A 12,765-nucleotide genomic window follows, 5' to 3' on the forward strand; every position below is an offset into this window, starting at 1 on the left:
CGCACCCGGCGGGCCCGGGGTCAGGCCGGCTGGGGCGGGATGCGGCCGCAGAGGTGGTTGCCGGGGTCGGTGGGGTTGTCGCTGGTCCAGAACTGGCGCCACAGGGCGGCGAATTCGGTGCGGCTGAGATGGCCGTCGCCGTTGGCGTCGAGGAGCTCGAAGACACCCGTCAGGTCCCCGGGGCCGCCGTTCCACGTCTCGACGAGCCGGCGGTGCTCGTCGGGGGTGATGCGGCCGTCGCGGTCCGCGTCCACCGCGTCGAAGACGGCGTCGGCGGTCGCCGTCACCTCGGCGAGCATCGTGGGGAGGCGGTCGACGACCGCCAGCAGCCCGGCGAGGTCGACCGCCCCGTCGCCGTCGGTGTCGCCGACCGCGGCCATCACCTCCCACCAGCCCGTGCACACGCCCTCGACCCGGGCGCGCAGCTCCGCGTCCGGGCCGACCGCGGGCAGCGCGCCCCACCGGTCCGCGAGCGCCCTGAAGTCCTCCTCCCGCAGCCGCCCGTCGCCGTCCGCGTCGAACGCCGCGAACATCCCCCTGAACTTGCGCTCCTGGAACGCACCGGCCACAAGCGCCTCCCTCCCGGCACCGAACCCGCCCCGCGCCCTGCGGGGCCGTACCCGAAACGGTAGGGGCGGGCGCCCCCGTACCTCCACGGGCACATATGCGCGAGCGCGCGGCGCCCGGCTCCGGTAGACCTGGGGGCGGACGGACGGAGGGGGACGGTATGAAACGGGCGGCGACAGGGGCCCTGCTCGGGGGCGCGATCGGGGACGCCATGGGCTTCCCGACGGAATTCAGCACCATGGCGATGATCGCCGCGAAGTGCGGGCCCTGGCGGGAGATGCCGCTGCCCGTCTCGTCGGGGCTGGCGTACGTCACCGACGACACACAGATGACGCTCGCCCTCGCCGAGGGGCTGGCCGAGGCGACGGCGGGCGGCGGCCTGACCGCGGCCCGCATGGAGCCGCCCGTACGCGCGCGTTTCGTCGAGTGGTATCTCTCGCCGGACAACAACCGCGCCCCGGGCGCCACGTGCCTGCGTGCCTGCGCCGCGCTGCGCCGCGGGGGCGCCTGGCAGGACGCGAGCGACCTCGGCTCCAAGGGGTGCGGGGCGAACATGCGGGTGGCCCCGGTGGGGCTCGTCCCGGGCCTCGACGGGCAACAGCGCTCCGGTGCGGCCCAGTTGCAATCGGCCCTCACGCACGGCCACCCCACCGCACTGGCCGCGAGCGACCTGACCGCGCACACCGTACGGCTGCTGGCGACGGGCACCGCGCCGGGCCGGCTCCTGCCCGCCCTGCGGGAACACGCGCACGCGAACCGGCTCCGCCACCGGGCCGACTGGCTCGGCGACCTCGCCGACCGCGCCCACGACCCGGACGCCGTCTCCTTCACCGCCCGCGGCTGGGACGAGTGCCTGGCCGTACTGGACCGGGTGGAGCACGCGCTGCGCTCCCCCGACCCCGAGGCCGATCCGTGCACGGCGGCGGGCGCGGGCTGGATCGCCGAGGAGGCCTTCGGCACCGCGCTCTTCTGCTTCCTCATGCTCCCCGACGACCCGCCCGCCGTGGTGCGCCGCGCCGCGTACTCCTCCGGCGACTCCGACTCCCTCGCCGCCCTCGCCGGGACCTTCGCCGGGGCCCACCACGGCGCCGCGGCCTGGCCCGCGGAGTGGGTGGACGCCGTCGAGTACCGCGACCGCCTGCTGGAGCTGGGCTCCGCGTGGGACGTGGACGAGCCGGGCGGGAGCTGATCAACTCGGCGGGGGTGCCGGCCGGGCCCCCGAGGCGGTCGGTACGGAGGGAGTGCGTGGGGATGGCGTCCGGGCGGTCGGGGGACGGGGCTCCTGAGGTCACCGGCGAGGTGGCCGGGTCCTTCGCGTGGGGGGTGCTGCACGAGCGGCATCCGGCGCTGGTCGAGCGCGTGCGGCGGGCCACGCCGTACCCGCCGGAGCAGCAGCGGGCGCTGGACGCGCTGGCGGCGGAGATCGGTGAGGGCGGGGTCGTCGGGCCGCTGGAGGACGCGGGGCCGGGGGCGGGGATCTGGCGGGAGTGGGGGGAAGGGCACGTGGGACGGCGCTGGGCGGAGGTGCCGTTCCTGTGGGCCGAGAGCTTCTTCTACCGCAGACTCCTCGGTGCGGTGGGCTACTTCGCGGCGGGACCGTGGCAGGGTGTCGACCCCTTCGCGCCGTTCAAGGCCGCCGAGCTCGCCGGGGGCAAGGTCGACGAGGAGCTGGCGGCGCTGCGGCGCCTGCCGCGACTGCCCGCCGAGGAGCGGGACACGGCCGTCCTGCTGTCCTCGCTGTGGGGCAACAGGGCCGATCTCGGCTTCCGGCTGTCCGCCGGGGCGGGCGAGGTGGGCGAGGCGGTGACGGGGCTGCTCGCCGACGACAGCGCCGCGCTCTGGGAGGTGCTGGACGGCGGGCGGCCCGGCACGGTGTGCCTCGTCGCCGACAACGCCGGCCCCGAGCTGCTGCCGGACCTCGTGCTGGCCGACCACCTGCTCGCTACGGGGCGGGCCGCGGACGTCGTGCTGCACCTCAAGCCGTACCCGTACTTCGTCTCCGACGCGACGGTGCAGGACGTGCTCGGCTGCCTGGACCGGATGGCCGCGGGGCCGGGCGAGGAGCTGGGGCGGCGGCTGCGGGACGCGATCGCCGCCGGGCGGCTCGGCCTGCGCACGCACCCGTTCTCCTGCGCGCCGCTCCCCTACCCGCAGATGCCCGCGGACCTGCGCGCGGACTTCGCCGCCGCCACGCTCACGATCATGAAGGGCGACCTGAACTACCGGCGCCTCGTCCAGGACCGGCTGTGGCCGGCCACGACGCCCTTCGCCGAGGTCACGGACTACTTCCCGGGCCCGGTGGCCGCGCTGCGCACGCTGAAGTCCGACGTCGTCACGGGACTGGACCGGCGGACGGCGGACGAGCTCGACGCCACGGGGGAGGCGTGGCGTACGAGCGGGACGCGCGCGCTCATCCAGATCAGCGCGTAACCGGGCCCGTACCGGACGAAACCGGGGCACCGTGGTCTGGCTCACGAAAATCCGACAAACGGAACTGTCTCCTCCGCTTGCTCGTCCCACCCCGTGAACGGCGCGCCCGGCGGAGGGCGCGGGGAAGGACGGGCGGAGTCGGGCATGGGCGAGGCAAGGAGCGGCGACCGGCATCCGGCGGATACGGCCACGGGCACGGACGCGGGCACGGACGGGCCGGTGAGGGTGCCCGGTGCCGACGGCGCGACCGGTGCCGCACCCGCCGGGCGGCGGCGCGGGCTCGACCTCAGCGTGCCGCAGGTGGCGGGCAGCGCGGTGGCCGCGGTCGTCGCCGCCAAGCTCGCCTCGAACCTCGGCGTCTACGGCACCATCGCGGGCGCGGGCGTGGTCAGCGCGCTGGGCACCTGCGGCGGCTCCGTCCTCCAGTACCTCTTCCGGCACACCGGCCGCCGCGTCCAGGAGGCCGCCGTCCAGGCGGCACCCGCCGCCCGCAGGGCGCTGAGCCGCAGCGACCCGTCGTACCGCACGGCCTTCGCGCCGGGGGTGAAGGACCTGGACCGCAAGGCCTCCGCCCCGCACGGAACGGCCGGGCAGGACCCGAACCGGACGGCCTCCACCCCGCACACGGCAGCCGGCCACGACCCGGACCGGACGGCGGCCCCGCACACGTCAGCCGGACGGCCCACCGGCGTGCCCAAGGCGTACGGCGGCTACGGCGCGGCCACCTCCTACCGGGCCGGACGGCGGCGGGGAGGGCGGCGGACCGTGGTCGCCGTCGCGCTCGCGTTCGGGCTCACGATGGCCGGGATCACCGGCTACGAGGCCCTCGCCGGCGAGAACCTGAGCGGCCACGGCGGCACGACCATCGGCAACGCGCTCACCGGTCATGGCACCGGCCGCTCCGGCGGCGGCAGCCACCCGGCGGACACCGACTCCCCCGCGCCCTCCGCCCCCACGCCCTCGGCACCCGGCCGCCGCCACCCCGGCGGCGGCGAACCGTCCACCCCGCACCCCGCCACCACCGCGCCCGGCGGCGGTGCACAGGTGACGCCCTCGCCCGGGCAGACCGGCCCCGGAGCGCCTCCGGCGACGCCCGCGCCGTCCCCCACGGCCACCGGCGGCGGCGACCCGACGGCCACCGCCCCCGAGTCGCCTCAGCCGGGCGACGGCTGAGCGAGGACGGCCCTGACCTTCGCCGTCGTCGCGCCGAGGCCGGACCGGATCGTCGCGAGGGCGGCGGCGTCGCGGGCGATCGCAGCCCTCTGGAGGGCGCTGTCGGCGGCGTTCCAGACGGTGACGACGTGCGCCCGGCGCTTGCACGCCACGTCCGCCGTGGCGGTGGCCAGCTCGCGGGCGGAGGGTTCCGCGGACTGCCAGTCGGCGGCGTTGTCGACCGCGACGGGGTCGGCGTAGCGGTAGCCGCGGGCGGCCATGCACGCGGACCAGTCCGCGAAGGCGCGCTTGACCGCGGGATCGGTACGGGACTGCTGCCAGGCCTCGATCTGGAGCCTGTTGGGCAGGTCGGCGCGGGTCAGGCCGTCGTCGGTACCGGTCAGGGCGCGGTTGGCCTGGCCCGTGCAGCCGCCCTCCGGAACGGCGCGGCCGCCGCTGCGCGGGTGCGGTACGGGCCGGCCCGCCGGGTCGAGGCCGAGGCTGACCAGGGCGCGGTCGGCGGCGCTGCGGTGGTCGGGGCGCGGGGCCTGCTCGGCCTTCTGCCCGGCGCGGTCGCGCCGGTCGACGCGGACGTACGACGGGGTCAGCGACGTGTGGTAGCCGTAGGCCCGGGCTGTCGCGGGGTCGGCGAGCATGTAGCGGCGCGCGGTGAGGGAGGTGACGTCCGCGTCGTCCGCGGTGAAGGCGGGCGGCAGCGGATCGGGGCTGAAGCCGAAACCGGCGAGGCAGCGGTTGGCGAGGATCTGCCGGGCGGTCGCGTAGTCGCGCAGCTGGCGCCCGGAGGGCAGGTAGGCGGCGAGCGGGATGTCCGGCACGGCGGCGGCCCGGCCCGGGCTCGCGGGCGGCGGGGCCTGCGCCGCGCGGCCGGCCGTACCTCCTGGGCGGTCCGGGACCTGTGACGGTGTGCAGCCCGCGGCGGCGAGCACGACGGCGGCCGCGGCACACGCCGCGGCCGCCGCGAGCCCGGCGCGCGGCCGGGCGTGGTTCTTCGGCACAGCGGGCCTTACTGCGTCCAGAGGTAGGACGCGTTCTCGTTGTAGGTGTTCACGAGCTGCTTCTTCTGGAGCGAGCCGACGTAGTCGGACGCGCCCATGAAATTGCTGTTGTAGTACACGTACACGGACTTCGTGACGTTGCGGTTCCACGCCGAGGCCGCATTGTTCTTGACGTACTGGCCGTACCCGGGAAGGCCGCGCGTCAGGAACGTGTAGCCCGCGAGGTTCTTGATGTTTCCGTCCTCGTAGCGGCTGTCGAAAAGCGACCCCGCCTGGTAGGAGTTGTAGTACAGGCAGAACTCACCCGTCCTGGCCTGCCCGGAGACGCCGGCGTCGCAGACGCCGTCGCGGTCCGCCGCCGTGGCCGTGGCCATGCCCATGACCGCGGCCAGGGCGGTTGCCGACAGCACTGCCGCGGCCCCGCCCAGAACCTTCCTTGCCTTGCTCATCGAACGTCCTCTCGGATAACGGAAATCCACTGATGAGATCCGTTGCCGAGAAACGTACTCCGGATATCACGGAATATCTGCCGCGACCCGCCCGGGATGATGAGGCAGAAAATTCGACATTCATTTGTCATTCATGTGTCAGGAATTCCCCGCCGCGCCGGGCGGGGCGGCCGTTCCGGCTGCTCACGCCGTTTCCGCCCTTTTCGCCGGTTCCGCCGGTTCCGCCGGTTCGGCCGTTTCCGCGAGGCGCGCGAGCATGCGCCGCTGGTGGCGGTGCCCCACCGTCTCGTAGCCGACCACCGACACGAAGGGCGCAAGCGTGAGGACCAGCAGGCACACCGGGAGGGAGACACCCGCGGCCGCGAGCAGCGCCGCGGCCAGCAGCACCAGCAGCGTGAGGGAGATCAGCATCAGGTGGAAGCGGTCGGGCGCGGACAGCAGGAGGGTGTGCAGCAGGTAGACCGTCAGCAGGTAGAGGCCGACGGGCAGCGCGAGGGCGAGCACGACGGCGGTGCCGCCGATGTCCGAGTGGTGCTCCAGGCTCAGGCCCGCGACGTGCAGGCCCGCGCCCGCGCCCGCGATGCCGAGGAAGACGGCCATGTGGCCGTAGCCGAAGAGGTAGCCGCGTGACCGGCGGTGGACGAGGATGTCGCCGAAGGGCACGGCGAAATACACCCACCACATGCCGAAGGTCAGCCCGACGCCCGCGATGACGACGGCGACGGCGTCCCACGTCCACATCGTGCCGTCGCGGCCGCCGAGGAGTTCACCCGAAGAGGCGACCGTGCCGACGACTCCTTCACCCAGGGTGATGATGGCGAAGAGGCTGTAGCGCTCGGCGACATGGTGCGGATGCCACGGCGTGGCGCCCGCACCGCCCTGGCCGAGCACCGGCAGCAGCAGTTCGAGGACCGCGAGGAGGGCGAAGACGGTGAAGGCGGCCGCCGGCGGCATCCGCACGAAGCCCAGGACCACCCAGCCCGCCTGCACCACCACCGTCCAGCGGATGCTGGCCATGCCCACGTCGTGGAAGTCCGGCGCCGCGCGCGCCGCCCGCCACCACTGGGCGACCATCGCGACGCGCATCACGACGTAGCCGATCACCATCGCCCGCAGCTCCAGGTGGCCGCCCTCCCGGACGGAGTGGAACATCGCGGGCAGGCCGAGTGCGAAGACGACGACGCCGATCATCTGGAGCATCGTCAGGACGCGGTAGAGCCAGTCGTCGGTGCCGAAGGCCGAGGAGAACCAGCTGAAGCTGATCCAGGCGACGGAGATCGCGAACATGGCGAGCACGAAGGCGACGGCGCCCTTGCCGTAGGCGCCCTCCGCCACCATGTCCGCGAACTGCCCGGCGGCGGTGCCGACGGCGACGACGAAGGTGAGGTCGAAGAGCAGTTCGAGGGGGGAGGAGACGCGGCCGCGCTCCCCGGGATCGCGGCCGCTCATCGGGACGAGGCTGTGCGCCAGGCTCCCCCCGCCTCCGCCGGTGCCGTGCTCGCCGCCTCCTGGGACGTCTTCCGACTCGCTCATGCCCGCATCATCCCGCGGGGGCGGGGCGGGAATAAGGCGCCTCGGCGGGACCTGCCCGGGACTACAGGCCGGCCTCCAGGCGGCCGGTCACGAGGGACACGAAGCGGGCCGGGTCGGTCAGCTCGCCGCCTTCCGCCAGGAGGGCGAGGGAGTGGACGAGTTCGGCCGTCTCGGCGAGTGCGGGGTCGTCGGGGCGGGCGGCACGGGCCTTGTTGAGCCCGGTGATGAGCGGGTGGCCCGGGTTGATCTCCAGGATCCGCTTGACCTGCGGGACCTCCTGGCCCATGGCCCGGTAGATGTTCTCCAGCGCGGGCGTGATCGCGTCGGCGTCCGAGACGATGCAGGCGGCCGAGACCGTGAGCCGCGAGGACAGCCGCACCTCCTTGACCGTCTCGCTGAGCGACTCCGTCATCCACGCCAGCAGGTCGGCGTACTCCTGCTGCTGCTTCTCGCGCTCGCCCTCGGCCTGCTCCGCGTCCTGCGTGCCGCCGAGGTCGACCTCGCCCTTGGCGACCGAGCGCAGCTGCTTGCCGTCGAAGCCGGGCACGACGTCGACCCACACCTCGTCGACCGGGTCCGTCAGCAGCAGCACCTCGACGCCCTTGGCGCGGAAGGCCTCCATGTGCGGCGAATTCTCCACCGCCTGCCGGGACTCGCCGGTCAGGTAGTAGATGTGCTCCTGGCCCTCCTTCATCCGGCTCACGTAGTCCGCCAGCGTCGTCGGCGTGTCCTTGTCGTGGGTGGTGGCGAAGGTGGACGCGGCGAGGATGGCGTCGCGCTCCCCGCTGTCACCGAGCAGGCCCTCCTTCAGGACGCGGCCGAATTCGCGCCAGAAGGTCGCGTAGCGCTCCGGCTCCGCGGTCATCATCTCCTTGACCGTCGACAGCACCTTCTTGGCCAGCCGGCGGTGCATGAGCTGGATCTGCCGGTCCTGCTGGAGGATCTCGCGGGAGACGTTGAGCGAGAGGTCCTGCGCGTCGACGACGCCCTTGACGAAGCGCAGGTAGGACGGGAGCAGCGCCTCGCAGTCGTCCATGATGAAGACGCGCTTGACGTAGAGCTGGACCCCGCGCTTGTAGCCCTGCATGAACAGGTCCTGCGGCGCGTGCGAGGGGATGAACAGCAGGGCCTGGTACTCGAAGGTGCCCTCGGCCTGGAGGCGGATCGTCTCCAGCGGGTCGATCCAGTCGTGGCTGATGTGCTTGTAGAGCTCGTGGTACTCGGCGTCGGTGACCTCGTCGCGCGGGCGGGCCCACAGGGCCTTCATCGAGTTGAGGGTCTGCGGCTCGGGGGCGGCGGCCTCCCCTTCCTCCGCGCCCTCGTCACCGGCGGCGGCGGGCTTCTCCGCGGCCATCCGGATCGGCCACGTGATGAAGTCCGAGTAGCGCTTGACGATCTCCCGGATCTTCCACGGCGAGGTGTAGTCGTGCAGCTGGTCCTCGGTGTCCTCCGGCTTGAGCTCGAGCACGATCGAGGTGCCCTGCGGCGCGTCCGCGACGTCCTCGATCGTGTACGTGCCCTCGCCGCTGGACGTCCAGCGCGTGCCCTGGGTCTCGCCCGCCCGCCGCGTCAGCAGCGTGACGTCGTCGGCGACCATGAAGGCGGAGTAGAAGCCGACGCCGAACTGGCCGATGAGCCGCTCGCCCGACGCGGCGTCGCCGGACTGCTGCATCTCCTTGAGGAAGGCCGCCGTGCCGGACTTCGCGATCGTGCCGATGAGCTGCACGACTTCCTCGCGCGACATGCCGATGCCGTTGTCGCGGACGGTGAGCGTACGCGCCGCCGGGTCCGTCTCGATCGTGATGTGCAGGTCGGACACGTCGGCCCCGAGCGTGTCATCGCGCAGCGCCTCCAGCCGCAGCTTGTCCAGCGCGTCCGACGCGTTGGACAACAGCTCCCGCAGGAAGACGTCCTTGTTGGAGTAGATCGAGTGGATCATCATCTGCAGAAGCTGGCGCGCTTCCACCTGGAACTCGAACGTCTCGGCAGACATGGCGGCTGGCCTTTCTCCGGTCACCTATGGATGGACTGCTGACTCCAGAACCATAGATCAACCGGGGGTGCCCGCGAGCCGCTCCGTCCTCAGCCTGTGGACAACTTCCGGACAGCCGGAAGCCGTCCGCAGCCCCGGGGGCCGGGACCCCAACGGCGGCAGCGGGTCAGGCCGCCAGCCGCGGATCGGTCACGCCGCCGGGGCACTCGCGGCACTCCGGGCGCCGCTCCCAGCCCGCCAGCTCCGCTCCCGCGTGGTAGGCGCTCTCGAAGAAGCCCAGCACCGTCGCCCACGGGTCGGGCGTCGCGCGCGCGTCGTCGTACATCAGCAGCGCGATGTGGCTGCCGCGCGCCTGCGACCAGCTCGCCGCCGCCGGTTCCAGCGGCCGCGCCGCCAGGCCGGGCGGCTCGGGGGCGGTGTAGGAGTAGAAGGCCGGGGCGGGCACGGTGTCGTCCCCGAACCAGAAGCCGGCGCTGATCACCTCCCGCGAGTACGCCTCGCGCGTGACCGGGTCCGCCGTCGCCGGCTGCCCGATCTCCCGCTCGGAGAAGCGCGTGACGGCGATGTCGAAGGTGTGCCAGAAGTGGTGGACGGGGCTGGTCTTCCCCGAGTAGCCCGCGGAGAAGGCCTCCAGCAGCAGGTTCACCTGGCTCAGGACGCGCCAGTAGCGCCCGACCGCCTCCGGGTCGTACGCGCGGTGCTCGTAGTCCTCGGCGAAGGGCCGCCGGGCGTCCGGCAGGTCGTACGGGTACGGGTGCTCGGGCGCCGCGTCGATGTCGAGGGCGACGAGGGCCTGGAGGGTGTCCCGGTAGAACTCCGCGACCGACCGCCCGGCGAGCGGGAAGGACACCTCGCGTCCCCGGAGCGTCCGCACCACCAGGCGGTGGGCGACGAAGTCGAAGTCGATGCAGAAGGCGTCGCCGCCGTGGACGGGGCCCATCGGGCGGGTCGTGATGCCGCTTCCGGTGACATGGAAGGGCACGTTCCACCAGTGGTTGCGGCGGGGGCTTCCGGCGAGGCGGATCTTGCCCACGATCTGCACGAAGCGGTGCAGCGTCTCTTTCGAGTCGCGCCAATCGTCGAGCGCGAGCGCCGGGAACAACTCCACGTGACCCTCCTCCGTCGGGCCCGCGGGCCTCCGCCCCACCCTCGCGCCTGCCCCGCCGGCCGGCCACCCGGGACGTCCGACCGGGTGAGGGCCGCGGGGCAGCGGGGTACGCCGGCCGCTCCGGACGCCGGGGAGGACGTACCGGAGCGGCCGGAGCGGCGGCCGCCGTGCGCGGGGGCGGGGTCAGGTGCCGTAGACCTGGAATTCCCAGAGCGAGTAGCCGTAGCCCGTGGTGCGGGCCGTCCCGTACATCCGGACGTAGCGGCCGGTGCCGCTGACGTTCAGCGTCTGGGTGCCGCCGGTGCCGGACGTGGTGCTGTAGACGCTCGTCCAGTTGGTGCCGTCGCCGGACGTCTGGATCTGGAAGGACCTGGCGGCCGCCGTCTCCCAGTTGAGCACGACCTGGCTGACGGTGTGGCTCGCGCCGAGGTCGACCTGGAGCCACTGCGGGTCGGCGAAGGCGCTCGACCAGCGGGTGCCGGTGCTGCCGTCCACGGCCATGGGGGCGGTGAAGCTGCCGTTCTCGCTGGACGACGCGGTCGCCGTCCTCCCCTGGGAGAGCAGGGTGGCCTGGCCCGGGTCGCCGCCGCCGGAGGACGGGGTTCCGAAGAGGGCGAGCTCGTAGAGGGAGTTGCCGTAACTCGAGGCTCTGGCAGTGGAGTAGACCCGGACGTACCGGGCGGTCGCGTTCAGGCCGGTGTCCTGGATGTCGGCGGGTGAGTTGTTGTTGCTGTAGACGGTGGTCCAGGTGCTGCCGTTGGTGGACGCCTGCACCTGGTAGGCGGACGACGCCGCCGCCTCCCAGGTCAGGGTGGCGTGGTTGAGGTCGTAGTTCTGGCCGAGGTCGACCTGGAGCCACTGCGGGTCGGAGAAGCCGCTCGACCAGCGGGTGGTGATGTCGCCGTCGGTGGCGTTGGACGCCGGGAACTGCGCGCTCTCGTCGGAGGACGACGTGGTCGGCCTGCCCCTGGCGACGTTCGTGCCGTGGTCGGGGGTCTTGTTGTAGACGGCCACGTAGTCGATGTTCATCTGGCCGCCGGAGACGGTGGCGGCGTTGGGGCCGCCGCCGAAGGCCGCGGGGAAGCCGCCGCCGATCGCCAGGTCGAAGATGATGTAGAAGCTGTGGTCGACCGCGTTGGCCCATGTCGCGGCGTCGACCTGGCCGGCGTTGACGGTGAAGTAGTTGGCGCCGTCCAGGTAGTAGCGGATCTGCTCGGGGGAGGTCGAGCGGTCGATCTCCACGGCGTAGGTGTGGTAGCCGGTCTGGCAGCCGGAGCAGGCGCGCTCGCCGCTGCCGATGCCGGTGGTCTCGTTGCACGGGCCGCCCGAGCCGACACCGCAGTGCAGGGTGCCGAAGACGGAGCTGCGGCCGTTGATGTCCTCCATGATGTCGACCTCGCCGGAGCCCGGCCAGGTCACGCCGACACGCAGCGGCGCGCCGAGCATCCAGAACGCGGGCCAGTAGCCGGCGCCGTTGGCCGTGGAGACGTTCGGCTGCTGGATCGACGCCTGCATCCGGACGACGCCGCCGGGGGGTGCGCCGAAGCCGTCCGCCTGCGTCTCGACTCGGCCGGAGGTCCAGCCGGTGGCCGGGTCGCTGCCGCTGTGCAGGGCGCGCAGCACCAGGTGGCCGTTGCCGTCGGTGGCGACGTTGGACGTGCTGGTGGTCATCGTCTCGATCTCACCGGTGCCGAACGTCCAGCCCTCGCCCGCGTCGTAGCGCCAGGTGCCGGTGTTCAGGCCGGTGTTGGCGGCGCCGTTGAAGTCGTCGCTCCAGGTGGTCGTGAAACCGGCCGGGGCGGCCGGGACGGCCGAGGGGGCGACGGCGGCGGCGTTCGCGGCGGGCACCGTGGCACGTGCGGCCGAGGCCGGGCCCGTGCCCGCGAAGGTGACCGCGGCCGCCGCGGCGGCCGCGAGCAGCCCGGCGCCGAGGCGGCGGAAGAGCCGGGGGGATCGGCCGCTTCCGCGCCGGATGCCCGGGATGTCTCTCATGTCCGTAGTCGGCATGCGGAACGTACTCCTTCTCCTGTGGGGGGTGGCGGCGCAACAGCCGTGCCGCGCGGCCGGGTTGGGAGTTCTGAGAGCGCTCTCGGCGAGAGTCCCGTCCCGCATCCGGCATGTCAAGACAACCGGCAACGTTTACGGAACGGACACCCCGCGCCGAACGTCCATACGATTGAGGCAACCGGACGGCCCGGGCAGCCGGTTCAGCAGGTCAGGAGTGCGCACCGTCAGCGGGACGTGCGGCAGCTCACCCGCGGGCCGGCGCTTCGGACGCGGCGGCGGTGGGGAGAGTCGGGAAGGCGGCGGGTAGACGGTGCGGGCGGGGTAGACGGAAGGGCGGCGGCAGCACGGCGGGCGCCACGGGCGCACGCCGGGCCGGGCGCCGCGGCAGGGCAGCGGGAACGGACGGAAAGCGGTCCGGGCGGGCAGGAACCGCCCTGGTCAGGCCGTACACAGGAACGTGACGTATCAGTCATGCAACAGCCGCAACCACGGGCCGGGAATGCGGTCTCC

10 protein-coding genes are annotated in these 12,765 nt (G+C 73.3%); 3 read left to right on the top strand and 7 right to left on the bottom strand.

Annotated features, from left to right (window positions below; all coding sequences use genetic code 11):
* Nucleotides 1-20: 20 nt before the first annotated feature.
* Complete coding sequence (locus tag ACH4SE_RS01040) at nt 21-569, bottom strand: EF-hand domain-containing protein (RefSeq protein ID WP_398541136.1); 549 nt, start codon at nt 567-569, stop codon at nt 21-23.
* Nucleotides 570-727: 158 nt separating this feature from the next.
* On the opposite strand from ACH4SE_RS01040, the gene ACH4SE_RS01045 reads away from it, so the two are divergent.
* The 3 genes from ACH4SE_RS01045 (at nt 728) to ACH4SE_RS01055 (ending at nt 4,170) form a co-directional block, all read left to right on the top strand.
* Nucleotides 728-1,756: an ADP-ribosylglycohydrolase family protein gene (locus tag ACH4SE_RS01045; RefSeq protein WP_398541137.1), complete on the top strand. Its 1,029-nt coding sequence runs from the start codon at nt 728-730 to the stop codon at nt 1,754-1,756.
* Nucleotides 1,757-1,818: 62 nt separating this feature from the next.
* A complete protein-coding gene (locus ACH4SE_RS01050; protein ID WP_398541138.1) occupies nt 1,819-2,997 on the top strand; it encodes a damage-control phosphatase ARMT1 family protein in 1,179 nt (392 codons plus the stop codon).
* A gap of 144 nt (nt 2,998-3,141) precedes the next feature.
* Nucleotides 3,142-4,170, top strand: coding sequence for a hypothetical protein (locus tag ACH4SE_RS01055; protein ID WP_398541139.1), 1,029 nt, complete (start codon nt 3,142-3,144; stop codon nt 4,168-4,170).
* Here ACH4SE_RS01055 and ACH4SE_RS01060 read toward each other — a convergent pair.
* The 6 genes from ACH4SE_RS01060 to ACH4SE_RS01085 form a co-directional block, all read right to left on the bottom strand.
* Nucleotides 4,152-5,165 carry a hypothetical protein gene (locus tag ACH4SE_RS01060; protein ID WP_398541140.1) on the bottom strand — a complete coding sequence of 338 codons (1,014 nt, stop codon included), beginning with the start codon at nt 5,163-5,165 and terminating at the stop codon, nt 4,152-4,154. The two genes, ACH4SE_RS01055 and ACH4SE_RS01060, sit on opposite strands and share 19 nt — an antisense overlap.
* Before the next feature lie 8 nt (nt 5,166-5,173).
* Entirely contained in the window at nt 5,174-5,614 is a 441-nt protein-coding gene (locus ACH4SE_RS01065) for a peptidase inhibitor family I36 protein (protein ID WP_398541141.1), read from the bottom strand.
* Between the two features lie 183 nt (nt 5,615-5,797).
* The gene (locus ACH4SE_RS01070) at nt 5,798-7,147 is read right to left on the bottom strand and encodes a low temperature requirement protein A (protein ID WP_398541142.1); all 1,350 of its coding nucleotides are present in this window, start codon (nt 7,145-7,147) and stop codon (nt 5,798-5,800) included.
* Nucleotides 7,148-7,208: 61 nt separating this feature from the next.
* Entirely contained in the window at nt 7,209-9,140 is a 1,932-nt protein-coding gene (gene htpG / locus ACH4SE_RS01075) for a molecular chaperone HtpG (protein ID WP_398541143.1), read from the bottom strand.
* Between the two features lie 166 nt (nt 9,141-9,306).
* Complete coding sequence (locus ACH4SE_RS01080; RefSeq protein WP_398541144.1) at nt 9,307-10,248, bottom strand: DUF5996 family protein; 942 nt, start codon at nt 10,246-10,248, stop codon at nt 9,307-9,309.
* Nucleotides 10,249-10,431: 183 nt separating this feature from the next.
* Nucleotides 10,432-12,255, bottom strand: coding sequence for a discoidin domain-containing protein (locus ACH4SE_RS01085; protein WP_398541145.1), 1,824 nt, complete (start codon nt 12,253-12,255; stop codon nt 10,432-10,434).
* Nucleotides 12,256-12,765 lie beyond the last annotated feature (510 nt).

It is taken from the genome of Streptomyces sp. NPDC020983 (assembly GCF_044333485.1).
Lineage (GTDB): Bacteria > Actinomycetota > Actinomycetes > Streptomycetales > Streptomycetaceae > Actinacidiphila.